General features: G+C 63.2%; 21 protein-coding genes. 17 read left to right on the top strand and 4 right to left on the bottom strand.

Features of this window, described 5'->3' with window-relative positions; genetic code table 11:
• Window positions 1-36 precede the first annotated feature (36 nt).
• From PSH87_RS16280 to PSH87_RS16250, 7 genes are all read left to right on the top strand, one after another.
• A complete protein-coding gene (locus tag PSH87_RS16280) occupies window positions 37-984 on the top strand; it encodes a branched-chain amino acid ABC transporter permease (RefSeq protein ID WP_305430228.1) in 948 nt (315 codons plus the stop codon).
• A complete protein-coding gene (locus PSH87_RS16275; RefSeq protein ID WP_305430226.1) occupies window positions 981-2066 on the top strand; it encodes an ABC transporter ATP-binding protein in 1086 nt (361 codons plus the stop codon). The genes PSH87_RS16280 and PSH87_RS16275 overlap by 4 nt, the downstream gene beginning before the upstream one ends.
• Window positions 2063-2836 carry an ABC transporter ATP-binding protein gene (locus tag PSH87_RS16270; protein ID WP_305430225.1) on the top strand — a complete coding sequence of 258 codons (774 nt, stop codon included), beginning with the start codon at window positions 2063-2065 and terminating at the stop codon, window positions 2834-2836. The genes PSH87_RS16275 and PSH87_RS16270 overlap by 4 nt, the downstream gene beginning before the upstream one ends.
• Window positions 2829-3545 (top strand): ABC transporter ATP-binding protein, encoded by a 717-nt coding sequence (locus PSH87_RS16265; protein ID WP_305430224.1) that lies wholly within the window; start codon window positions 2829-2831, stop codon window positions 3543-3545. The genes PSH87_RS16270 and PSH87_RS16265 overlap by 8 nt, the downstream gene beginning before the upstream one ends.
• Window positions 3546-3611: 66 nt before the next feature.
• Window positions 3612-4751: a branched-chain amino acid ABC transporter substrate-binding protein gene (locus tag PSH87_RS16260; protein ID WP_305430223.1), complete on the top strand. Its 1140-nt coding sequence runs from the start codon at window positions 3612-3614 to the stop codon at window positions 4749-4751.
• Between the two features lie 154 nt (window positions 4752-4905).
• The gene (locus PSH87_RS16255; protein ID WP_305430222.1) at window positions 4906-5385 is read left to right on the top strand and encodes an L-2-amino-thiazoline-4-carboxylic acid hydrolase; all 480 of its coding nucleotides are present in this window, start codon (window positions 4906-4908) and stop codon (window positions 5383-5385) included.
• Complete coding sequence (locus PSH87_RS16250) at window positions 5378-6613, top strand: Zn-dependent hydrolase (RefSeq protein ID WP_305430221.1); 1236 nt, start codon at window positions 5378-5380, stop codon at window positions 6611-6613. Before PSH87_RS16255 ends, PSH87_RS16250 begins: the two co-directional genes overlap by 8 nt.
• A gap of 220 nt (window positions 6614-6833) precedes the next feature.
• On the opposite strand, the gene PSH87_RS16245 is transcribed toward PSH87_RS16250, so the two are convergent.
• Window positions 6834-7622, bottom strand: a complete 789-nt coding sequence (locus PSH87_RS16245; protein WP_017735101.1) for a helix-turn-helix domain-containing protein — start codon at window positions 7620-7622, stop codon at window positions 6834-6836.
• An 86-nt stretch (window positions 7623-7708) separates the two neighbouring features.
• On the opposite strand from PSH87_RS16245, the gene PSH87_RS16240 reads away from it, so the two are divergent.
• The 9 genes from PSH87_RS16240 (at window position 7709) to aqpZ (ending at window position 18022) form a co-directional block, all read left to right on the top strand.
• On the top strand, window positions 7709-8707 hold the full coding sequence (locus PSH87_RS16240) for a bile acid:sodium symporter family protein (RefSeq protein WP_017735102.1): 999 nt from the start codon (window positions 7709-7711) through the stop codon (window positions 8705-8707).
• 106 nt (window positions 8708-8813) lie between these two features.
• Complete coding sequence (locus PSH87_RS16235) at window positions 8814-9599, top strand: EAL domain-containing protein (protein ID WP_017735103.1); 786 nt, start codon at window positions 8814-8816, stop codon at window positions 9597-9599.
• A 63-nt stretch (window positions 9600-9662) separates the two neighbouring features.
• Window positions 9663-10289 carry a response regulator transcription factor gene (locus PSH87_RS16230; RefSeq protein ID WP_017735104.1) on the top strand — a complete coding sequence of 209 codons (627 nt, stop codon included), beginning with the start codon at window positions 9663-9665 and terminating at the stop codon, window positions 10287-10289.
• The gene (locus tag PSH87_RS16225) at window positions 10290-13898 is read left to right on the top strand and encodes a transporter substrate-binding domain-containing protein (protein WP_305430220.1); all 3609 of its coding nucleotides are present in this window, start codon (window positions 10290-10292) and stop codon (window positions 13896-13898) included.
• Window positions 13899-14001: 103 nt separating this feature from the next.
• Window positions 14002-15213, top strand: coding sequence for an EAL domain-containing protein (locus PSH87_RS16220; RefSeq protein WP_032864706.1), 1212 nt, complete (start codon window positions 14002-14004; stop codon window positions 15211-15213).
• Window positions 15210-15482, top strand: coding sequence for a hypothetical protein (locus tag PSH87_RS16215; protein ID WP_017735107.1), 273 nt, complete (start codon window positions 15210-15212; stop codon window positions 15480-15482). Before PSH87_RS16220 ends, PSH87_RS16215 begins: the two co-directional genes overlap by 4 nt.
• Before the next feature lie 83 nt (window positions 15483-15565).
• Entirely contained in the window at window positions 15566-15925 is a 360-nt protein-coding gene (locus PSH87_RS16210) for a type 1 fimbrial protein (RefSeq protein ID WP_305430219.1), read from the top strand.
• Window positions 15926-16048: 123 nt separating this feature from the next.
• Window positions 16049-17233 (top strand): sugar transporter, encoded by a 1185-nt coding sequence (locus tag PSH87_RS16205; RefSeq protein WP_017735109.1) that lies wholly within the window; start codon window positions 16049-16051, stop codon window positions 17231-17233.
• Between the two features lie 90 nt (window positions 17234-17323).
• Window positions 17324-18022 carry an aquaporin Z gene (aqpZ, locus tag PSH87_RS16200; RefSeq protein ID WP_017735110.1) on the top strand — a complete coding sequence of 233 codons (699 nt, stop codon included), beginning with the start codon at window positions 17324-17326 and terminating at the stop codon, window positions 18020-18022.
• A 112-nt stretch (window positions 18023-18134) separates the two neighbouring features.
• On the opposite strand, the gene PSH87_RS16195 is transcribed toward aqpZ, so the two are convergent.
• From PSH87_RS16195 to PSH87_RS16185, 3 genes are all read right to left on the bottom strand, one after another.
• Window positions 18135-19079 (bottom strand): aliphatic sulfonate ABC transporter substrate-binding protein, encoded by a 945-nt coding sequence (locus tag PSH87_RS16195; protein ID WP_017735111.1) that lies wholly within the window; start codon window positions 19077-19079, stop codon window positions 18135-18137.
• Window positions 19080-19754: 675 nt separating this feature from the next.
• Window positions 19755-20063: a hypothetical protein gene (locus PSH87_RS16190; protein ID WP_305430216.1), complete on the bottom strand. Its 309-nt coding sequence runs from the start codon at window positions 20061-20063 to the stop codon at window positions 19755-19757.
• 120 nt (window positions 20064-20183) lie between these two features.
• On the bottom strand, window positions 20184-20906 hold the full coding sequence (locus PSH87_RS16185) for a pirin family protein (RefSeq protein WP_017736391.1): 723 nt from the start codon (window positions 20904-20906) through the stop codon (window positions 20184-20186).
• 180 nt (window positions 20907-21086) lie between these two features.
• Here PSH87_RS16185 and PSH87_RS16180 point away from each other — a divergent pair, with 180 nt between their 5' ends.
• Entirely contained in the window at window positions 21087-22037 is a 951-nt protein-coding gene (locus PSH87_RS16180) for a GlxA family transcriptional regulator (protein ID WP_017736392.1), read from the top strand.
• Window positions 22038-22084: the final 47 nt, after the last annotated feature.

The raw sequence follows: 22084 nt of genomic DNA, 5'->3' as shown, positions 1-22084 counted from the left end.
GTGCCGCCCTTGCACGCACTGAGGTCGATGGTTTTCATGGATGGGTTTATCCAACAGCTGCTCAACGGTTTGATGACGGGCAGTCTCTACGCGCTGGTGGCCCTGGGTTACACCATGGTCTACGGCATCTTGCGCATCATCAACTTCGCCCACGGCGATGTGTTGATGATCGGCGCGCTGGTGGGCTTGTCGGTGATTCGCCTGTTGCAGGCCGCCTTTCCAGCCCTTGCGCCGATGCTGGTGCTGCTCTGCGCGACGCTCGTCGCCATGGCCTTTTGCGCGGTGTTGGCGGTAGTGATCGAACGCGTGGCCTACCGCCGCCTGCGTCACGCCCCGCGCCTGGCGCCGTTGATCAGTGGCATCGGCGTGTCGCTGCTGCTGCAAACCCTCGCCATGCTGGTGTGGACACGCAACCCGCAGATGTTCCCGCAACTGCTGCCGCTGGAGCCGATCGAAGTGCTGGCCGGCGCCTCCGCACACCCGGCCATCACCAACGCCACGGCGCTGACCACGATTGCCGTCGCCTTGTCGGTGATGGTCGCGTTGCTGGTGCTGGTGGAGCGCACGCGCTTCGGCCGGGCCATGCGTGCGGTGGCGGAGAACCCGCAAGTCGCCAGCCTGATGGGCATCAGCCCGAACCGCATCATCGTCATGACCTTCGCCATCGGCGGCGCCCTGGCGGCACTCGCCGGGATCATGATGGCCAGCAACTACGGCAGCGCGCACTTCTACATGGGCTTCCTGCCCGGTATCAAGGCCTTCACCGCTGCAGTGCTGGGCGGCATCGGCAACCTCAAGGGCGCCATGCTCGGCGGCCTGCTGCTGGGCTTGATCGAAGCCCTCGGCACCGGTTACCTCGGTGCGGCCACCAACGGCGTATTCGGCAGCAATTACCAGGATGTGTTCGCCTTTATCGTGTTGATCGCGGTGCTGGTGTTCCGGCCTTCCGGGTTGTTGGGCGAACGTTTGGCGAGCCGCGCATGATCAAGTCCCTGACCCCCAACAAACGCGCCAGCCTGGGCCTGTTGCTGCTCGCCGTGGCCCTGGTGCTGGCGCCGTGGATTGTCGGCCACGCCGGCGGCAACACCTGGGTGCGCACCCTCGACTTTGCCTTGCTGTACATCATGCTCGCCCTCGGCCTGAACATCGTGGTCGGCTACGCCGGGCTTTTGGATATGGGCTTTATCGCGTTCTACGCGGTGGGCGCCTACCTGGCTGCGTTGCTCTCGTCGCCGCATTTGCTGCAACAGTTCCCCGCACTGGCGGCGCTGTTGCCGGCGGGCATGCACACCTCGATCTGGCTGATCCTGCCGTTGGGCGCGCTGCTTGCCGCGGGTTTTGGCGTGGTGCTGGGCGCGCCGACCCTGCGCTTGCGCGGCGACTACCTGGCCATCGTCACCCTGGGTTTCGGCGAAATCATCCGCATCCTGCTGCGCAACCTCGACCGCCCGGTGAATATCACCAATGGCCCCAAAGGCATCGCCCAGGTGGATCCGGTCAGCCTGCTCGGCGTCAACCTGGGGCGCACCCAAGAGCTGTTCGGCCTGCGCCTGCCGTCGGTGTACCTCTATTACTACCTGTTTGCGGCGCTGGTGGTGTTGATCCTGTTTGCCTGCATCCGCCTGGAGCGTTCGCGCATCGGCCGTGCCTGGGTGGCGATCCGGGAAGACGAAGACGCGGCCCAGGCCATGGGCATCAATACCATGCGCCTCAAGCTGCTGGCGTTTGCCATTGGCGCGGCGTTCGGCGGCGTGAGCGGCTCGTTGTTCGCCTCGTTCCAGGGCTTTGTCTCGCCGGAATCCTTCACCTTGAACGAATCCATCGCCGTACTGGCGATGGTGGTGCTGGGCGGCATGGGCCATATCCCCGGGGTCATCCTCGGCTGCGTATTGCTCGCGGCCCTGCCCGAAGCGTTGCGCGCCAGCATGGGCCCGTTGCAGCAGGCGCTGTTCGGCCAGGTGCTGGTGGACCCGGAGATCATCCGCCAGTTGTTCTACGGCCTGGCGCTGATCCTGGCGATGCTCTACCGACCCGCCGGATTGTGGCCCAAAGGAGTGGCACGATGAACGCACCGCTGTTGCAGATCGACAAGGTCAACAAACACTTCGGCGGCGTCGCGGCGCTGAGCGACGTGAGCCTGAGCATCCAGCCCGGCGAGATCTACGGCCTGATCGGCCCGAATGGCGCGGGCAAGACCACTTTCTTCAACGTCATGACCGGCTTGTACACGCCGGACTCCGGGCGCTTTCAGCTGGATGGCCGCGACTATCAGCCCACCAGCGTGCACCAGGTTGCCGAGGCGGGGATCGCGCGTACCTTCCAGAATATCCGCCTGTTCAATGCCATGAGCGCCCTGGAAAACGTCATGGTCGGGCGCCATGTGCGCACTCGCAATGGCCTGTGGGCGGCCTTGAGTCAGCATCGCCGCGCCCGGGAAGAAGAGGCGCAAACCCGTGCCCACGCTCATCGCCTGCTGGCGTATGTCGGCCTGGCCGGCTACGCCAATTACCGCGCCGACAGCCTGAGCTACGGCCACCAACGCCGCCTGGAAATCGCCCGCGCCCTGGCCACCGAACCGCGCCTGCTGGCCCTGGATGAACCGGCGGCGGGCATGAACGCCAGCGAGAAAGTGCAACTGCGCGGCCTGCTGGAAAAGATCCGCGACGACGGCCACACCCTGTTGTTGATCGAGCACGACGTCAAGCTGGTGATGGGCGTGTGCGACCGCATCAGCGTGCTGGATTACGGCCAGGTCATCGCCGTCGGCCCGCCCGCCGACGTGCGCCAGCACCCGGCCGTGATCCAGGCCTATCTGGGAGCCAGCGCCCATGTCTGAAGCACTGTTGAACGTCGAAGGTTTGCAGGTGCGCTACGGCGCCATCGAAGCCGTCAAAGCCCTCGACCTGCATATCGATGAAGGCGAGCGCGTCACCCTGATCGGCGCCAACGGCGCGGGCAAGACCTCCAGCCTCAAGGCGCTCACCGGTTTGCTGCCTGCCGCCAAGGGCGAGATCCGTTTTGCCGGGCACTCCATCCTTGGCCAGGCGCCGGACAAACTGCTGCGCCAAGGCATCGCGATGGTCCCCGAAGGCCGCGGGATTTTCGCGCGCATGAGCGTGCTGGAAAACCTGCAGGCCGGCGCATTTTTGCGCCGCGACAACGCGCAGGTGCAGCGCGAAATGCGCCAGTTGTTCGAACACTTCCCCCGCCTGGAAGAACGCCTGCAGCAATCCGCCGGCCTGCTCTCGGGTGGCGAGCAACAGATGCTCGCCCTGGCCCGTGCGTTGTTGTCGCGCCCGCGCTTGCTGATCCTCGATGAGCCGTCCATGGGCCTGGCGCCGATCATGGTGGAGAAGATTTTCCAGGTGATCGACGACGTCTGCCGCCAGGGTATGACCCTGTTGCTGGTGGAACAGAACGCGCGGCTGGCGCTGCAAGTCACCGACCGCGCCTATGTGATGGACACAGGGCGCATCAGCCTCACGGGCCCATCCCAGGATTTGCTTGAACACCCCGAGGTGCGCAGCGCGTACCTCGGCGAATAACTAAACCATGACGCTACCGGACGCCCGGCGTGTTCCGACCCGCCCGAAAAGAAGCAGGAACCACTGATGAGTATTTTGAAGAACACCGCATTGATCGGCCTGGCCCTGAGCAGTCTCGCCAGCGCCATGGCCCAGGCCGACCAGACCGTGCTGATCGGCCTGGCTGGCCCGCTGACCGGCCCGTCCGCACGCATCGGCAAAGACCTGGAAAACGGCGCCAAACTGGCCATCGACCAGGCCAACGCCAAGCACCCGAAGATCAACGGCGAAGCCGTGACCTTCAAGCTGGTCTCCGAGGACGACCAGTCCGACCCGCGCACAGCCGTCACCGTGGCCCAGCGCCTGGTAGATGAAGGGGTGGTCGGCGTGGTTGGCCACTGGAACACCGGCACCAGCATCCCGGCCGCGCGGGTCTACCACGACGCCGGGATTGCCCAGGTCGCACCGGTTGCCACCGGCCACGCCTACACCCAGCAGGGTTTCGACACCAGTTTCCGCATCATGGGCCATGACGACGATGGCGGTCAGGTCGCCGGCGATTACGCGTTGAACACGCTGAAAGCCAAGCGCATCGCCGTGATCGACGACCGCACCGCGTTCGGCCAGGGCCTGGCGGACCAGTTCGTCAAAGCCATCGAAGCCGGTGGCGCGACAGTCGTCGGTCGTGAATACGTGGACGACAAGACCATCGACTTCAGCGCCGTGCTCACCAACATCCGCAGCCAGAACCCGGACCTGATCTTCTTTGGCGGCGTCGACGCCCAGGCCGCACCGCTGGCGCGGCGCATCAAGCAACTGGGGATCAAGGCACCGCTGATGGGCGCCGGTGGTTTTGTCAGCCAGACCTTCTTGGAGTTGGCGCAGAACGAAGGCGAGGGCGTGATTGCCCTGGAGCCGGGCCTGGCGATAGCGCAGATGCCGGGTGGCAAGGCGTTCGAGCAAGCTTACAAAGAGCGCTACAAGACCAACATCGAACTGCACGCGCCGTTTGCCTATGACGGCGTTGGCGTGCTGGTCGCGGCTATCGAGAAGGCCGATTCGGTTGATCCGCAGAAATACCTGCCGGTGCTGCGTGCCATCAGCTACGCGGGTGTGACGGGGACTATCGCGTTTGATGCGCAAGGTAACTTGAAGAAGCCGTCGTTCACCGTGTACCAGGTCAAGGCCAACCAATGGCAGCCCGTAAGCGTCGCAGGCGGTAAATAACTGGATCGACTGTGGGAGCTGGCTTGTGTGGGAGCTGGCTTGCCTGCGATGGCGGTATACCGGCCAATGATTTGCCGGCTGGGACACCGCCATCGCAGGCAAGCCAGCTCCCACATTTGACGGTGTGCACACGTTGGATTGGAGGAGAGATGAAATGAGCAAACTGGAAGGTGAACTGGGCATTCTTGCCCGGCGGCGGATCGAGGCCGAAATCATCAAGCCGATCTACGAGATTCTCAAGCGCGAGCAGGGCAAGGACTTTGCCGCTGCCGTGATCGGCGAAGCGGTGGGCAATGCGGCGATCCAGGCGGGCAAGCATTTTGCGTCGCTGGAAGAGCGCGCCGACCTCAAGAGCTTTGTCGAACTGCAAGTGCTCTGGGAAAAAGACGACGCGCTGAAGGTCGAGATCATCGCCAGCGATGCCGAGCACTACGACTACGACGTCAAGCGCTGCCGCTACGCCGAGATGTACACCGAAATGGGCCTGGGCGAGATCGGCCACTTGCTGTCGTGCAACCGCGACGAGCTGTTTATCGTCGGCTACAACCCCGACATCGAGCTGACCCGCACCCAGACCATCATGGGCGGCGACCATCGCTGTGATTTCCGCTACCGGGCCAAACCCCATGAATAATCTGGCACGTGTCAACGGCGAGCGTTTGTGGGACGCGCTGATGGAGATGGCGCAGATCGGCGCCACCGAAAAAGGCGGTGTCTCGCGCCTGGCGCTGACCGAGGAAGACCGTCGCGGCCGCGACCTGTTCGTGCAGTGGTGCACGGCGGCCGGCTGCAGCATTCGCGTGGACGCCATGGGCAATATCTTCGCCCGTCGCGCCGGGCGTCTTGATCACCTGGCGCCGGTGCTGACCGGCTCCCATGGCGACTCCCAGCCCTTTGGCGGCAAGTACGACGGCATCTACGGCGTGCTCGCCGGGCTGGAAGTGCTGCGCACCTTGAACGACCTCGGCATCGAGACCGACCGGCCGATCGAGGTGGTCAACTGGACCAACGAAGAGGGCTCGCGCTTTGCCCCGGCGATGATTTCGTCGGGGGTCTACGCCGGGGTGTTTGACCTGGAATATGGCCTGTCCCGCGCAGACAAGAACGGCGTGAGCATTGGTCAGGCGTTGCAGCAGATCGGTTATGCCGGCCCGCACCCGGTGGGCGGCCAGGCGGTGCATGCGGCGTTTGAGCTGCACATCGAGCAAGGCCCGATCCTTGAAGCGCAAGGCATCACCATCGGCGTGGTCACCGGCGCACAGGGCCAGCGCTGGTATGAAGTCGAACTAAAGGGGCGCAGCGCCCACGCCGGCACCACGCCGATGGACCATCGCCTGGACGCCTTGCTTGGCTTCGCCCGCGTGGTCGAGGCGGTCAACGGCCTGGGCCTGGAACAAGGCGCCGAAGGGCGTGCCACGGTGGGCATGGCGAATATCTTCCCGAACTCGCGCAACGTCGTACCGGGGCGCGTGTTTTTCAGTGTGGAATTCCGTCACCCGGACGAAACCGTGCTGGCGCGCCAGGACCAGCAACTGCGCGAAGCGGTGGCGCAGATCGCCGAGGGGATTGGCTTGCAACACAGCGTGCAGCAGATCTTCCAGTACGCGCCGATTGCGTTTGACGCTGATTGCGTGGAGGTGGTGCGAGCGTCTGCCGAGGCGTTGGGTTACAGCCATCGGCCAATGATTTCCGGCGCGGGGCATGATGCCTGCTACCTCAACCAGGTAGCGCCGACCGCGATGATCTTTGTGCCGTGTGTGGATGGGTTGAGCCATAACGAGGCGGAGGAAATTTCGCCTGAATGGTCGACGGCGGGGGCGGATGTGTTGCTCCAGGCGATCCTGGCCAAGGCCCATATCTAACAGACACATACAAATCAAACTGTGGGAGCTGGCAAGCCAGCTCCCACAGTTTGATCGGTGTAAACCTGATCCGAAGTGGAAACCCAATCCCCTGTGGGAGCTGGCTTGCCTGCGAAAGCGGTGTGTCAGCCAAAGATGTTCCAACTGACCCACCGCATTCGCGAGCAAGCCCGCTCCCACACAAGCCCGCTCCCACATTTGCATCACCTACACCTGTAAGTCAGCGAAAAAACTCCCCCGGCGTCGCCTCAAACTGCTGGCGAAACGCATTGATAAACGCCGAGGTCGATTCATACCCACACCCCAACGCCACATCCGTCACGCGCTCGCCTTGCTCCAGGGCGGGCAGGGCGGTGAGCAGGCGCAAGCGCTGGCGCCAGGCGCGGAAGGTCAGCCCTGTGTCGCTCAAGAACAGGCGGCTCAGGGTCTTTTCACTTACGGCCAATTTGCGGCTCCAGTCCCCCAGGGTGGTCTGCTGCTCCGGGTGCAGGTTCAGGCTGCGGTAGATCTGGCGCAAACGCGGGTCCATGGGCAACGGCAGCATCAAGTCCACCTGGGGCGCTGCGGCCAACTGGTCCAGCAGCACCTGGGCCAGGCGCCCGTCCGCGCCGTCCTCAACATAGGCCACCGGCAGTTCGCTGAAGCTGCGGATCAATTCGCGCAGCAGACTGCTCACTTCCAGCACGTGGCAACGCGCGTCCGCCCAGGTGGTCACGCTGCAATCGAGGTACAGGCTGCGCATCTCGGTGCGTGGCGAGCTGAACACGCGGTGGGGCATGCCCGCCGGAATCCACACGGCGCGTTGCGGCGGCGCGACAAAACGGCCAACGCTGGTCTGAATCTCCAGCACCCCGGAAATCGCGTACGACAATTGCACCCACGGGTGACTGTGGCGGCGGGTCAAGGCGCGATTGGGCAATGATTCGGTGCGCCCATACACCGGCCTCGGCAAGCTGGAAAGCCCGGGCACGCTGCGGCGCACGGTTTTGTCATGTCCTTTAGGCGGCATTTGTTGGCTCATTGGCGTTAGTCGGTAACAAGCCGTTACGTTAGAGTCGCCGAGACGCTCTTGGCAACCCCCGGAAGAACTCACTTATGACCCGTCCGCGCTTTCTCCCCGACAACTTCACCCTGACCCTGATCGCCACGGTGATCCTCGCCTCGCTGTTGCCCGCCAGCGGCCAGACCGCCGTGGCCTTTGGCTGGGTCACCAACCTGGCCATCGCGCTACTGTTTTTCTTGCACGGCGCCAAGCTGTCGAACCAGGCCATCATCGCCGGTGCCGGCCACTGGCGCCTGCACCTGTTGGTGTTCAGCCTGACCTTCGTGCTGTTCCCGTTGCTGGGCCTGGCGCTCAAGCCGCTGCTGTCGCCGCTGATCGGCAAAGACCTGTACATGGGCATGCTGTACCTCTGCGCCTTGCCGGCCACGGTGCAGTCGGCGATTGCCTTTACCTCGCTGGCGCGGGGCAATATCCCGGCGGCGATTTGCAGCGCGGCGGCGTCGAGCCTGTTTGGCATCTTCCTCACGCCGCTGTTGGTGACGCTGTTGCTCAACGTGCACGGCGAAGGCAGTAACACCCTCGACGCGATCCTCAAGATCAGCGTGCAACTGCTGCTGCCGTTTATTGCCGGGCAGATCGCCCGGCGCTGGATTGGCGCGTGGGTGGGGCGCAACAAGTCCTGGCTGAAATTCGTCGATCAAGGCTCGATCCTGCTGGTGGTCTACGGCGCGTTCAGCGAAGCGGTCAATGAAGGCATCTGGCACAAGATCCCGCTGTGGGAACTGGGCGGCCTGGTGGTGGCGTGCTGTGTGTTGCTGGCCTTGGTACTGGTGGCGTCGACGGTATTGGCCAAGGCGTTCGGCTTTAACCAGGAAGACCGCATCACCATCCTGTTCTGCGGCTCGAAGAAAAGCCTGGCGACGGGCGTACCGATGGCCCAGGTGCTGTTCGCCGGGGCAACCATGGGCGTGCTGATCCTGCCGCTGATGCTGTTTCACCAGATCCAGCTGATGGTCTGCGCGGCGCTGGCCCAGCGCTATGCGCAACGGCCCGAGTCGGTGGCAGAGCTGATGGAGCAGGTTGACCCTTAATTGCTTGTGGGAAATGTCCTACGCATCGGCAGGACGCTTCCCTTATAGATTCAGCTGATTCCAGGCCACTATCCGCCCCATCGCACCCGCAAAGTGGTTGGTAAGCATGGCCTCTCCCCGCGTCAAACCCCTGCCCAGTGAGCTGGAGATCCAGCGCGGCCTGGCCCTGGGCGAATTCCGTGCGTGGTTCCAGCCCAAATTCGTGATCCGCACCGGGCAACTGGCCGGTGCGGAAGCCTTGGTGCGCTGGGAGCACCCGGCCCGCGGCGTGTTGTTGCCCGAAGACTTCCTGGCCGCCGTGTTGGCCTACGACCTGATCGACGACATGTTCAAGCAACTGCTGGAACAGGGCCTCAGCCTGCTGGGCATCCTGCGCCGGCAACAGGTGCCACTGGAGCTGGCGTTCAACCTGCATGCCTCGCAATTGCTCGGCGGCAGTCTGGTCGCACATATCCAGTGGGCCTTGGGCCGTCATGGGTTCAGCGGTTCCGTGCTGCGCTTCGAGTTGGCCGAAAACGGCCTGCTCAACAGTGCGCCGGCCGTGCAGGAGAACCTGCTGCGTCTGCGTGTGCTGGGCTGTGGTTTGTCGATCGATGACTTCGCCAACGGCTTTTCCTCCCTCAAGCTGCTGTGCCAACTGCCGTTCAACCAACTCAAGCTGGATGGCGGTTTCGTGCGCCACAACCCCAGCATGATCAAAAGCACCCGGGCGCTGGCCAATGTGCTGGGCATGAGCCTGGTGATCGAAGGGATCAGCACCGCGCCTATCCGTGATGGTGTGCTGGCCCTGGGTTGTGAACTGGGCCAGGGTTTTTACCTGGCTCGGCCCATGGCGGGGCACCACTTGTTGCCCTGGCTGGAAGCGCATGGGACCGGCCTCTCAAAGTTTTGAGATATTTCCTACACTCAGGTCGCGCTCGTGTATTTTGAGCCGGCATGTCGCACAGGGGTTGTTATGTTTAAAGCGTTAGTCGTGGACGATCATCCGTTTATTCGTTCCTCCGTGAAGATGCTCTTGAAGCAGGAAGGCTTCGAGGTCGTGGCCGAGGCGGATAACGGCGCCGACGCCGTGCAATTGGCCCGCGAGCATGAGCCCGAGCTGATCGTGCTGGATATCGCCATGCCCAAGCTGGACGGCCTGGAAGTGATCTCGCGCATCTGCGCCCTGGGCCTGTCGTGCAAGATCCTGGTGCTGACCTCGCAGTCGCCGCTGTTCTATTCCATGCGCTGCATGAAAGCCGGCGCGGCGGGTTATATCTCCAAGACCAATGACCTCGACGAGTTGGTCAAGGCGATCAAGGCGGTGATGGGCGGCTATACCTTTTTTCCGAACCTGGCCAACAGTTCGGTGCGCCGCAGTGATGCGCAAACCACTGACCTTGAGTTGATCCAGACCCTGTCCGACCGTGAACTGACCATCCTGCAGCAACTGTCCCAAGGCCTGAGCAACAAGGAAATCGGTGACGCGATGCTGCTCAGCAACAAGACCATCAGCACCTACAAGACCCGCTTGATCGAGAAGCTCAAGGTCAAGTCCGTGGTGTACCTGGCCGATTTCGCCAAGCGCAACAATCTGGTCTGAATGAACACTCTCCTGCATAAATGGCTGCTGGGTGCGCTGCTGGCGGGCTGCCTGAACGGGGCTGCCCTGGCGGCTGCGCCTGCCGAGACCTATCAGGTGCTCGGGCGTTCCCATGTCTCGGAATACGCCGTGTCACTGTCGGAGCAGGACTGGGGCTGGCTACGCAGTAAACGCGTGTTGGTGCTGGGGGCGTCGGCGCCGGATTATTCGCCCTTCGGCATGACCACCAACGGCCGAGATTACGAAGGCCTCACCGCCGACTACGCAAAGCTCCTCAGCGAGCTGTTGCGCACGCCGGTGGAAGTACGCCGTTATGCCTCCCGTGCGGACGTGATCGACGCCCTCAAGCAAGGCGCGGTGGATTTTCTCGGCACCGCCAACGGCTTTGAACAGGCAGATCACGACCTGCTGATGTCCACGGCCTACGCCGAAGACCAGCCGACCCTGGTCACCCAGGTCGCCAAGAGCCAGGTGCTGGCGCCGGACCTGGCGGGCAAGAAAATCGCCATGCTCTACCACTACCTGCCACCGGATGCGGTGCAGGCGTTCTACCCCCAGGCCACGTTGCAGCTCTACCCCTCGACCTTGAGCGCGATTGGTGCGGTGGCGTTCGGCAATGCCGACGTGTACCTGGGCGACTCCATCAGCGCCCAGTACCTGATCAACAAGAACTACCTGAACAACGTGCAGTTGGCTGACTTCTCGCAGATGGAAGTGAGCAATTTCTCGTTTGCGTTCGCCCAGGCCAACGCGCGCTTGCTGCACATCATCAATTCGGCGCTGGCGGCGATTCCCCAGGGCGAGCGCATGACCATCCTGCGCCGCTGGAGCGCGGGCGGCGGCAGCATGCCGGGGCGCATCGCGCTGCACTTCAGCGCCAGCGAGCAGCGCTGGATGGCCGCTCACCCGCGTTTGAAGGTGGCGATCGATGACAGTTTCGTACCGTTCTCGTTTTTCAACGAAGACGGCGAGTTCCGTGGGATCAGCGCCGATGTGCTGGCCAAGGTCGCGTTGCGCACCGGCTTGAAGTTCGATGTGGTGCGCACGCAGTCTGTCGCCGACCTGATCGAGCAGATCCGTACGGAGGAAGCCGACCTGCTGATCACCCTTACACCCAGCGCGGCCCGTGAGAGCCATCTGCGCTTTACCCGGCCCTACCTGAGTTCACCCTACGTGCTGATCAGCCGCAGCGGCCCGAACAGCCCGGCCACCCTGGATGACATGGCGGGCAAGCGCCTGGCGATCATCACCGGCAACCCGGTGCGCGACCAGTTGCTGGAGGCGTTCCCCAACATCGCCCTGGTCAACGCCGAGAGCGCCCAGGAAGCCATGGCCATGGTGGCCGACGGGCGGGCCGATGGCGCGGTCAATTCGTTGATCACCGCGCGCTACATGATCTCGCGCCAATACCGTGACCGCTTGCGCATCACCGCCACGGTCGGTACCGAGTCGGCGCGTGTGGCGTTCGCGACCTCGCGCGGCGCGCTGGAACTGTATTCGATCCTGGAAAAAGCCCTGCTGAGCATCCCGCCGGAGGAGATGGACGAAGTCACCAACCGCTGGCGCAACGAGATTGCCGTGGACGACAGCTATTGGCTGCGCAACCGCACCCTGATCCTGCAAGGCTTCGTCGTGGCGGGTGCTCTGCTGCTGGTGGCGCTGGGTTGGATCGCCTACCTGCGCAGGCTGATGCGCCAGCGCACACAGGCGCAGATTGCCCTGAACGACCAGATGGAATTCATGCGCGTGCTGATCGACGGCACGCCGCACCCGATCTATGTGCGCGACCGCGAGGGGCGGCTGCGCATCTGCAACAGCGGCTACCTGCACGTGTTTGGCGTGGAGCGTGACGCCGTGCTCGGCAAGACCGTGGTCGAAGGCGTGCTGAAAGACGCCGACGAGGCCGCCGCTTACCACGCCGATTATCTGCAGGTGATGGAGGAGGGCGTGCCACGGGTGCAGGACCGCCGCCTGACCATGGGCGCCGACAGCGTGCTGACCATCTACCACTGGATGCTACCGTATCGCGGCAGTGACGGCGAAGTCAGCGGCATGATCGGCGGCTGGATCGACATCAGCGAACGCCAGCATCTGCTCCTGGCCCTGCACGACGACGCCAAGGACGGCGCCGACGCGGCCAACCGTGCCAAGACCACCTTCCTGGCGACCATGAGCCATGAAATCCGCACGCCGATGAACGCGATTATCGGCATGCTCGAACTGGCGCTGAAAAAGGCCGACCAGGGCGTCACCGACCGTCTCTCCATTGAAGTGGCGTCAGGCGCGGCCCGGGGCTTGCTGGATCTGATCGGCGACATCCTCGACATTGCGCGCATCGAATCCGGCCGCCTGTCCCTGGCCCCGGAACGCGCCAACCTGCGCGAACTGGTGGAGTCGGTGGCGCGCATCTTTGAAGGCCTGGCGCGGCAGAAGCAGCTGCAACTGATCCTCGACCTCGACGCCAGCGTCAACCGCCAGGTGCTGGTGGACCCGCTGCGCTTCAAGCAGATCGCCTCCAACCTGTTGAGCAATGCGATCAAGTTCACCCACAGCGGCCACGTGCGCCTGCGGGTCAGCGCCGAGCCGGGGCAGGATGATGAACGCCTGGCGCTGTGCCTGCGGGTGGAAGACAGCGGCAGCGGGATTTCCAGCGAAGACCAGCAGCAGCTGTTCAGCCCGTTTGCCCAGGCCAGCAACCATGGCCAGTCGGCGCGTGGCGGTTCGGGGCTGGGCCTGATGATCAGCCGCACCCTGTGCGAAATGATGGGCGGCAGCCTGGTGCTCAACAGCGTGTTGGGGCAGGGCACCCAGGTGGAAATGCGCGTCAGCTTGCCCACCCTGGTCGAGCTGGATATCCCGCCCGCCGTCGCCCCGCTGCAAGCGCCGGCCTCCCGGGCGCTCAAGGTGCTGGTGATCGATGACTACCCGGCCAACCGCCTGTTGCTCACCCAGCAACTGCATTACCTCGGCCACCAGGTAGTGGATGCCGAGGACGGTGCCCACGGCTTGCGCGCCTGGCGGGCGCAGGCGTTCGACGTGGTGATCACCGACTGCAATATGCCGTTGATGAACGGCTACGCGCTGGCCCGCGCGATTCGTGACGAAGAACGCGCCAGGGGCTTGCCGGCCGGGTTGATCCTCGGCCTCACCGCCAACGCCCAACCCGAGGAAAAAGACCGCTGCCTGGCGGCGGGCATGGACGACTGCCTGTTCAAACCCATCAGCTTGCAGGACCTCAGTGCGTGCCTGGTGTTGCCGGTGCCTGGCGATGAGGGACCGGACGACATCGACTTGACCAGCCTGGAGCAGCTCAGCCGCGGCGACGCAGCCTCGATCAAGAGCCTGCTGCAAGACCTGGCCGCCAGCAACGAGCAGGACATGGCGCGGCTGATGCAACTGTTTACCCAGCATGACGTCAGCGGGCTGGCCGACCTGGCGCACCGGGTCAAGGGCGGTGCGCGGATTATCAAGGCGCAGCGGTTGATCCAGGCGTGCGAAGCCTTGGAAGTGGCCTGCGAGGGGCTGAACTCGGCCCTGTTGACCGAAGCCGTGGATGGCTTGCAACAGGCAATGGATGCGTTGGAGCAACGGTTGGCGGCGTACCTGTAGCGGCTTGGGAAATTTCCTACGTGTCTGTGCGTAATTTCCACGCTAACCGCGTGGCTCAATCGCACACCATGCAGGTATTCCCTTCTTCAGCGAGTGCCCCTTGATGCCCCCATTGCCGCTTCGTGTCCTGGTGCTGGAAGACCACCTGTTCCAACGGTCGGTGGCGACAAGCCTGCTCAAACAGTTGGGTTGCCGTGACGTGTTGGAGGCCGCCAACGGCACTGAGGCCCTGGCCGTGCTTGCACAAGAGGGGCCGGTGGACGTGGTGGTGTGCGACCTGCAAATGGATGGCATGGACGGGCTGGAGTTTATCCAGCGCATCAGCGCCACTGGCCAGGTGGGGGCAATCATCGTCAGCAGCGGCTTGCCCTGGGACGTGCGCCGCGCCGTACGGCAGATGGGCGCCTTGCTGGGGCTGAACATGCTCGGCGATATCGGCAAGCCGCTGCTGGCCGAAGCGTTGCAGCCGCTGCTGGCACTCGCGTTGAGCCAGCGGCCTGCGACGTTCGAGGCGCCATCGCCGCTGGAAGTCGCCGATGAACAGCAGGTACGCCGGGCGCTTCGCGATCAGCAGCTGCAAGCCTGGTACCAACCCAAATTCGATTTGCAGACCGGCAGCGTGGTCGGCGTGGAAGTGCTGGCGCGATGGCACCATCCGTCCAAGGGCGTGCTGTCACCGGCAGTGTTTTTACCGGCGATGGAGCGTGCGGGGCTGATGGACGACCTGTTGTTCGCCTTGATGCAGCAGGCCCTGGCCCAGCAGCGCCAGGCCAAGGGCCTGGGGTTGAGCCTGGAGCTGGCGTTCAACCTGCACGCGGCGCAGTTGGCCGATGTCGGGTTGACCGCCCATATCAAAGGCCTATTGGCGGCCTACCAGGCGCCGTGTGGCAGCATTACCTTTGAACTCACCGAGAGCGGCTTGCTGGAAGTGCCCGCCGTGTCCCTGGAAAACCTGGTGCGTTTGCGCATGCTGGGCTGTCGTTTGTCTATCGACGATTTCGGCGCAGGGTTTTCGTCGCTGCAGCGCCTGTGCCAGTTGCCGTTCAACGAGATCAAGCTCGACGCTGAATTTGTCCGCGGCCTGGCCCATGAGCCGCGTTGCCGAGCGGTGATCGGCAGCACCCTGGCCCTCGGCGAGACCCTGGGCATGTCGGTGGTGGTCGAAGGCATCGAGACCGCCGAGCAGCAACAACAACTGCTGGAAATGGGCTGCGCCCAGGGCCAGGGTTACTGGCACGCCCGGCCCATGCCCGGTGCCGACCTGCTGCGCTGGTTGCAGGGGCGCGGGCAAGTCCAGTGCTGGAGTCGGCCATGATCAATAAACGCCTGCGCATCATGATCGCCGACCCCCAGCACCATCAGCGCCTGCGCCTGGAACGGGACTTCAATCGCCAGGGCTATTACGCGATTGCGCCGGTGTCGAGCCTGGATGAGATGTTGACGCTGCTGGCCTGCGGCGGCCTTGGCTTCGATCTGGTCGTGGTCAATGCCAGCCTGGGGACGAACGAGCGTTTCGACTTGTCGACGTTTTGCCGGCACAGCCCGCAGGTTGGGCAAGCGGTGATCTACGCGCTGCCTCACTAGGCCGGGCTTTTTGAGACGATTGTCCTAAAGTCTGCGGCTGCGCGGACGACTACCTTCTTAACTACCCAAGAAGGAAAGTCGTCATGCACGTCAAACGGTTATCACGGGTTACCGGCTTCCTTGCGGTATGGGCGGGCAGTTGCCTGGCGGCATCGGGCGGTGTCATTCAGTTTCACGGCAGCATTGTCGAGCCGGGTTGTGCCAGCAGTGCGCCGGGCGGCGCGGTCATGGAGCTGAAGGGTTGCCCGCAGGCCGTTCGCGGCAATCAGTTCGATGTGCAACCGGTGCGCAGCGTCCAGGCGCTGGGTACTGCGACGGCCAACGTCAAGTTGGTGAGCGACAACGCCAACGGGCGCTATTACGACCAGCGGTATGTGCTGGTGGATAGCCTTGGAAAGCCGATTCAGTCGGGGCTTTACGTGGTCACCCTGACCGCGCCGTGATGAAACTGATGGCTTTTTGATCAGGATCAGCGCCAACAGACGGGCGAGAAACCTATAGAATGTTCAACGGCGGCGCTTGTCCTGGGTAGCCGTTTGATCATCGTCCGAGTACCGCGCCCTTCAATGAGCATTTCAGCCGCAACTCCCCAAGCCAATTGGCAGCCGGTCATCGCCCTCGCGTTGGCCGCCTTTGTGTTCAATACCACCGAATTCGTCCCCGTCGGGCTGCTCAGCGCCATTGGTGCGAGCTTTGACATGCCGGTGTCGAGCGTCGGCCTGATGCTCACCATCTACGCGTGGATTGTGTCCCTGACGTCGCTGCCGGTGATGTTGCTGACGCGCAACGTCGAGCGGCGCAAGCTGCTGATCGTGCTGTTCTGCATGTTTATCGCCAGCCATGTCCTGTCCAGCGTGGCCACCAGCTTTGGTTTGCTGATGGTCAGTCGCATCGGCATTGCCTTGTCCCATGCGTTGTTCTGGTCGATCACTGCGTCGCTGGCGGTGCGCCTGGCGCCGGCCGGCAAACAGGTGCAGGCCCTCGGCCTGTTGGCCACCGGTACGTCCCTGGCGATGGTGTTGGGCATTCCCCTGGGTCGCCTGCTCGGCGAGGCCATGGGCTGGCGCACCACGTTCCTGGTGATCGGCGCCTTTGCCGCCGCGCTGGTGTTCTGGCTGGCGCGCACCTTGCCGCTGTTGCCGAGTCAGAATTCCGGCTCGCTGCGCAGCCTGCCGCTGCTGTTCAAGCGCCCGGCGCTGGTGGCGCTCTATGTGCTGACCGCCCTGACCGTGACCGCGCAGTTCACCGCCTACAGCTACATCGAACCCTTCGTCGAAGGCGTGGCCGGCATGAGCGGCAGCGCCGTGACCCTGATCCTGCTGGTGTTCGGCGGCGCGGGCATCATCGGCTCATTGCTGTTCAGCCTGGTGCACCGCTTCAATCCCCATTTGTTCGTGGTCGGCGCGGTGTTCATCCTGGCGGCGTGCCTGGCGCTGATGCTGCCGTTGAGCGGGGCCGAATCCTATCTCGTCGGCCTGAGCATTTTCTGGGGCATGGCGATCATGGGCTTTGGCCTGGCGATGCAGTCCAAGGTGCTGGTGCTGGCGCCGGATGCGACCGACGTGGCCATGGCGATGTTTTCCGGCATCTACAACATCGGCATCGGCGGCGGTGCGTTGATGGGCAGCTGGGTCGGCAGCCAGTTCGGCTTCGCCTGGATCGGCGCGGCGGGTGGCTTGCTGGCGGCGCTGGCGTTGATCGGCTATTGCCTGGCGATCCGCAAGTTTGGGACGGGTGTGTCGCCCAGCTAAAACCAGACAAGTCTTACAGGGCGCCGCGATGCCCATTGCTACCGTCGCCCAGGACCGCCCACGCCCTGTGGTGACGGCACTTGAACAGCAATGGAGTCGATTGTGCAAAAGCGTTTGACCGCAGAGTTTCTGGGTACTTTCTGGCTGACCTTCGGCGGCTGTGGCAGCGCCATCCTGGCGGCGGCGTTCCCGGAGTTGGGTATTGGTTTTGTCGGCGTGTCCCTGGCGTTCGGCCTCACGGTGTTGACCATGGCCTATGCGGTGGGCGGCATCTCGGGCGGGCACTTCAACCCGGCGGTGACTGTGGGCCTGTGGGCCGGGCGGCGGGTGGCTGGGGTTGACGTGCTGCCGTACATCGCGGCGCAGGTCAGCGGTGCGATTGGCGCGGCGGCGGCGCTGTACCTGATCGCCAACGGCCAGGACGATTTTGCCGTGGGTGGATTTGCCGCCAACGGCTATGACGCCTTGAGCCCAGGCCACTTCGACATGAAGGCGGCCTTGTTGGCCGAACTGATCGCCACGTTCTTCTTTGTCTTTATCATCCTGCGCGTGACCGCCCCGGGCGCGGTGGCCGGTTTTGCGCCGATTGCCATCGGCCTGGCACTGACCTTGATCCACCTGATCCTGATCCCGGTGACCAACACCTCGGTGAACCCGGCGCGCAGCACCGGGCCGGCGTTGTTTGCAGGCGGCGAGTACATTGCGCAGCTGTGGCTGTTCTGGCTGGCACCGATGGTGGGCGGGGTGTTGGGTGCGCTGGCGGCGCGTGGGCTGACTGAGCGCGGTTAAACGGGGCTGGCGGTTTAACCGGTGGGAGCGGGCTTGCCCGCGATTGCGGTGTGTCAGCCAAGAAATCTATTGCTGAACGAGCGCTATCGCGGGCAAGCCCGCTCCCACATTTTTAAGGTTTCCAGGTCTGTACATCCTTGGCATCGACCGCCTTGGGCAACAAGCCCGCCTTGAAAAACGCATCGGCAATCTTCTGCTGCTCACCCAACTGATCAACCGTCACCGGCTGCACCCGATAGCTGCGATGTGCATTGGCGGCTTCCACCGTGGCCACATCCAGGTTGCCCCACAGCGGGCCAAGCACTTTCGCCGCGTCCTGCGGGTGGGCCTTGACCCATTGGCCGGTCTTTTCCAGCTGCTCATACACCACCTTCAACACCTCGGGATGGGCTTTGGCATACGGCGTGCCGGTCAGGTAATAGCGCTTGTAGCTGGCCAACCCGGCGCCGTCCGCCAGGGTGCGGGTGGGTAGTTGGCGTTGCACGCCGGTGAGGAAGGGTTCCCAGGTGACCCAGGCATCCACCTTGTTGTTCTCGAACGCCGCGCGGCCGTCGGCGGGTGACAGGTAGGCGGGTTCGATATCAGCGAATTCCAGGCCCGCTTTGGCCAGTGCGGCGATCAGCAAGTAGTGGGTGCCGGCGGCTTTGGTGACGGCGATTTTCTTGCCTTTCAAGTCGCCCAGTTGCTGGATCGGCGAGTCTTTGCGCACCACGATGGCCTGGGCCGAAGGCGAGGGCGCTTCCTGGGCGAAGTAGGTGAGCTTGGCCTGGGCGGCCTGGGCGAAGATCGGCACGGTGTCGGCGACATCGGCGCTGATGTCGACGTTGCCCACGTTCAGGGCTTCGAGCAGGGGTAGACCGCTGGGGAATTCGTGCCAGGTTACGTCGATGTGGTTGGCGTTGAGGGCTTTTTCCAGGGTGCCTTGGGTTTTTAGCAGGGTGATCAGGGTGGAGGATTTCTGGTAGCCGATGCGCAGGGTTTCCTGGGCTTCGGTGGTGGCTGCGATGGAGAGGGCCAGGAGTCCTAGGACGGCGATGAGGGGGCGGGGTATGGGCATGGGGGGCTCGATCTTCTATTGGAATAGGGATGAGCTTATGGTTCTAAAAACTGTTCGTTAAATACTCTTTTGTTCTTTTGGGGTGCATATCCGTTATTTAGGTAACGGCCACTTAGGGTCCCGTTCTTACAGCGGGTCACTTTTGGAGGGACATGTACGGACCGGTATTTGTCCAGTCGCTCACCATTCAACTGTGGGAACCAGCTCCCACAGGGGAGCGCGTCAGCTCCAGAGACCCGGTCGGCTACTAGGCCGCCGCGCTTTTGCTTTTGATTTTGATCTTAGGCGCCCCGTTAAACACGCTGGCCGGAATTCGACATGGATTTGGGGGGTAAACCGGCAGGGATGCCGGTTTAGCCGCCCCGCGCCATGGATGGCGCGTGGCGGCGGCCCCCCAAATCCATGTCGGATTACGGGCATGCCGAGCCTAGGCGAGGCACCGAGTGTTGGGGCAAGAGCCCTTTTGGTTACTTTTGGGGCTCTTTTCCAAAAGTGACCCGCCGTAAGGGCGGAACCATAGGTAGCCGTTACCCAAATAACGGATATGTACACTGACAGACCGCCATCGCAGGCAAGCCAGCTCCCACACTAAACCGTGTTCCCAACACCATTATCCCAGGCGAAAAAAAACCGGCTGATCAGGCCGGTTTGGGGTCCCCTGCAAACAACGCAGGCTTACACGTGACTACTCAACAGACGTTCCGCCCCACCTTCAGCCAAGCGACGTTCTTGCAACCGCTCCGAACCACCTTCCGCCACACGACGTTCTTGCAACCGCTCCGAACCACCTTCCGCCACACGACGTTCCAGCAGACGCTCCGAACCACCTTCCGCCACACGACGCTCCAGCAACCGTTCCGCCCCACCTTCAGCCACACGATTCCCCTGCAACCGCTCAGCACCCCCTTCAGCAACCAGAGGATGAGCAAAAGCATTGACAGCCACTACCGAAAAAGCAAGTCCAAGCAAGATTTGGCGTTTCATGATGATGTGCTCCAAGTATTTAAGTTGAGTGTTTCCGGGTATGGATTCGATGTTACGCGCCGCAGTTTTTAAGAGAACTTCATTGCGCTGATGGTGACTATCGACACCAGCGATGGCGCCTCAAGGCATCCGTGGCAACTCCTGAGGGCGCAGGTCAAACACCAGCACCTCGGCATCGTCGCCCTGGCTCACACGGATCTGCCGCTCATCACGCACACGGGCACCGTCACCTTCCTCAAAGCGCTGCCCGTTGATCTCAACACTGCCTCGCGCCACATGGATGTACGCATGGCGATCCGCTGCAAGCTCGAGGGTCGCGCTTTCGTCGCCGTTGAACAGCCCGGCATACACCCGCGCATCCTGGCGTACGTTGAGTGACCCCTCGGCACCGTCCGGCGAGATGATCAACTGCAAGCGCCCACGTTTCTGCGCCTCACTGAAATGCTCCTGTTGATAGCGCGGTTCAGCGCCGACTTCATTGGGCACGATCCAGATTTGCAGGAAGTGCACGCCACGGCTTTGGCTGTGGTTGAACTCGCTGTGGGCCACGCCGCTGCCGGCGCTCATCAGTTGCACGTCGCCGGGGCGGATCACCGAGCCGGTGCCCAGGGTGTCCTTGTGTTCCAGCGCGCCTTCCAGCACGTAGGAGAAAATCTCCATGTCGCGGTGCGGGTGCTGGCCGAAGCCTTTGCCGGCCGCAACGCGGTCGTCGTTGATCACCAGCAGGTCGGAGAAACCCTGTTCTTTCGGGTTCCAGTAGTTGGCGAACGAGAAGGTGTGGAACGACTTCAACCAACCGTGATTGGCGGCGCCGCGTTCGGAAGCTTTGCGAAGGGTCAGCATGGTCTTGTCCTCAAGTAAGCGCGGGCTGCGAAGTGCAGGGCGCTGTTGTTGAGAAGAAGGTTAATGGTTATCCGGATATTCATTAAGAAGATGGAATCTGAATAACTGTCCTATTCAGATTGACAATAAAAGACATGCCATAATGCCCGCCCGTACCTGATTCGATGGACGTTCCACCCTATGAAAACCGTGGCCATGGCGCTGTTCCCAGACTTCCTGCTGCTCGACATGGCCGGGCCGCTTGAGGTGTTCTCCATCGCCAACCGCTACCTGCCGGCGGCCGAGCATTACCGCATCCTCACCCTGGGCACTGAACCCGGTGCGTTGCGCGCCTCCAATGGTGTGCTGGTGCAGCCCGACCTGCTGCTGGAACACGCCGTTGATGCCTATGACCTGTTGCTGGTACCCGGCGGCCCCGGTGCCTATAACGAATGCCATCCCGCGCTGCTGCCGTGGCTCAAGGCTGCTGCCCCCAAGGCGCGGCGCTTCGGTTCGATCTGTACGGGCGCGTTTGTATTGGGGCACGCCGGGCTGCTCGACGGCCACCGCGTGACCACCCACTGGCACTACACCGAACGGCTGATCCAGGGCTTTCCCAAGGCCATTGTCGAGACCGATCGCATCTACTTGCAGGATGGCCGCCTGATCACCTCGGGCGGCGTGACGGCCGGCATCGACCTGGCGCTGTCGGTGGTGGCCCAGGACCACGGCAAGCAGGTCGCGGTGGATGTGGCCAAGGTGCTGCTGGTGGTGATGAAACGCCAGGGCGGGCAGGCGCAGTTCAGTCCGATGACGGCTGCGGTGGCGCCCCAGGAAACGCCGATCACGCGGGTGCAGAACCATGTGCTGGCGCAATTGGATCAACCGTTCACCATCGACTCCATGGCCGACCTGGCGGGCATGAGTGCGCGCCACTTCGCCCGGGTGTTTGCCAAGGAAGTGCACATGACGCCCATGGCGTTCTTGCAAGGCGCGCGCATCGACCGTGCCCGGCACCTGCTGGAAACCACCGACCTGCCGCTCAAGACCGTGGCCTTCCACGCCGGTTTCGGCAGCGTGCGCTACATGCGTTTTCTGTTCAGCGAAAAACTCGGCCTTAACCCGACCCAGTACCGCCAGCAGTTCAGTTAAGGCCGATATGGCCGTCTGACGCACCTCAAAGTCCGTGTGGCTCCCCG

Origin of the sequence: Pseudomonas sp. FP453 (assembly GCF_030687495.1) — a bacterium.
In the GTDB taxonomy this organism is placed as follows: domain Bacteria; phylum Pseudomonadota; class Gammaproteobacteria; order Pseudomonadales; family Pseudomonadaceae; genus Aquipseudomonas.
This window is presented reverse-complemented; position numbering and strand designations above follow the sequence as displayed.

Bases quoted from the DNA above. Each gene is read 5' to 3' on its own strand.
- PSH87_RS16275 (WP_305430226.1), top strand. From the start codon at position 981: ATGATCAAGTCCCTGACCCCCAACAAACGCGCCAGCCTGGGCCTGTTG.
- PSH87_RS16180 (WP_017736392.1), top strand. From the start codon at position 21,087: ATGAAAACCGTGGCCATGGCGCTGTTCCCAGACTTCCTGCTGCTCGAC.
- PSH87_RS16250 (WP_305430221.1), top strand. From the start codon at position 5,378: ATGAATAATCTGGCACGTGTCAACGGCGAGCGTTTGTGGGACGCGCTG.
- PSH87_RS16280 (WP_305430228.1), top strand. From the start codon at position 37: ATGGATGGGTTTATCCAACAGCTGCTCAACGGTTTGATGACGGGCAGT.
- PSH87_RS16185 (WP_017736391.1), bottom strand. From the start codon at position 20,906: ATGCTGACCCTTCGCAAAGCTTCCGAACGCGGCGCCGCCAATCACGGT.
- PSH87_RS16240 (WP_017735102.1), top strand. From the start codon at position 7,709: ATGACCCGTCCGCGCTTTCTCCCCGACAACTTCACCCTGACCCTGATC.
- aqpZ (WP_017735110.1), top strand. From the start codon at position 17,324: ATGGAGTCGATTGTGCAAAAGCGTTTGACCGCAGAGTTTCTGGGTACT.
- PSH87_RS16225 (WP_305430220.1), top strand. From the start codon at position 10,290: ATGAACACTCTCCTGCATAAATGGCTGCTGGGTGCGCTGCTGGCGGGC.
- PSH87_RS16235 (WP_017735103.1), top strand. From the start codon at position 8,814: ATGGCCTCTCCCCGCGTCAAACCCCTGCCCAGTGAGCTGGAGATCCAG.
- PSH87_RS16270 (WP_305430225.1), top strand. From the start codon at position 2,063: ATGAACGCACCGCTGTTGCAGATCGACAAGGTCAACAAACACTTCGGC.
- PSH87_RS16195 (WP_017735111.1), bottom strand. From the start codon at position 19,079: ATGCCCATACCCCGCCCCCTCATCGCCGTCCTAGGACTCCTGGCCCTC.
- PSH87_RS16255 (WP_305430222.1), top strand. From the start codon at position 4,906: ATGAGCAAACTGGAAGGTGAACTGGGCATTCTTGCCCGGCGGCGGATC.
- PSH87_RS16210 (WP_305430219.1), top strand. From the start codon at position 15,566: ATGCACGTCAAACGGTTATCACGGGTTACCGGCTTCCTTGCGGTATGG.
- PSH87_RS16190 (WP_305430216.1), bottom strand. From the start codon at position 20,063: ATGAAACGCCAAATCTTGCTTGGACTTGCTTTTTCGGTAGTGGCTGTC.
- PSH87_RS16245 (WP_017735101.1), bottom strand. From the start codon at position 7,622: ATGCCGCCTAAAGGACATGACAAAACCGTGCGCCGCAGCGTGCCCGGG.
- PSH87_RS16230 (WP_017735104.1), top strand. From the start codon at position 9,663: ATGTTTAAAGCGTTAGTCGTGGACGATCATCCGTTTATTCGTTCCTCC.
- PSH87_RS16205 (WP_017735109.1), top strand. From the start codon at position 16,049: ATGAGCATTTCAGCCGCAACTCCCCAAGCCAATTGGCAGCCGGTCATC.
- PSH87_RS16220 (WP_032864706.1), top strand. From the start codon at position 14,002: ATGCCCCCATTGCCGCTTCGTGTCCTGGTGCTGGAAGACCACCTGTTC.
- PSH87_RS16215 (WP_017735107.1), top strand. From the start codon at position 15,210: ATGATCAATAAACGCCTGCGCATCATGATCGCCGACCCCCAGCACCAT.
- PSH87_RS16260 (WP_305430223.1), top strand. From the start codon at position 3,612: ATGAGTATTTTGAAGAACACCGCATTGATCGGCCTGGCCCTGAGCAGT.
- PSH87_RS16265 (WP_305430224.1), top strand. From the start codon at position 2,829: ATGTCTGAAGCACTGTTGAACGTCGAAGGTTTGCAGGTGCGCTACGGC.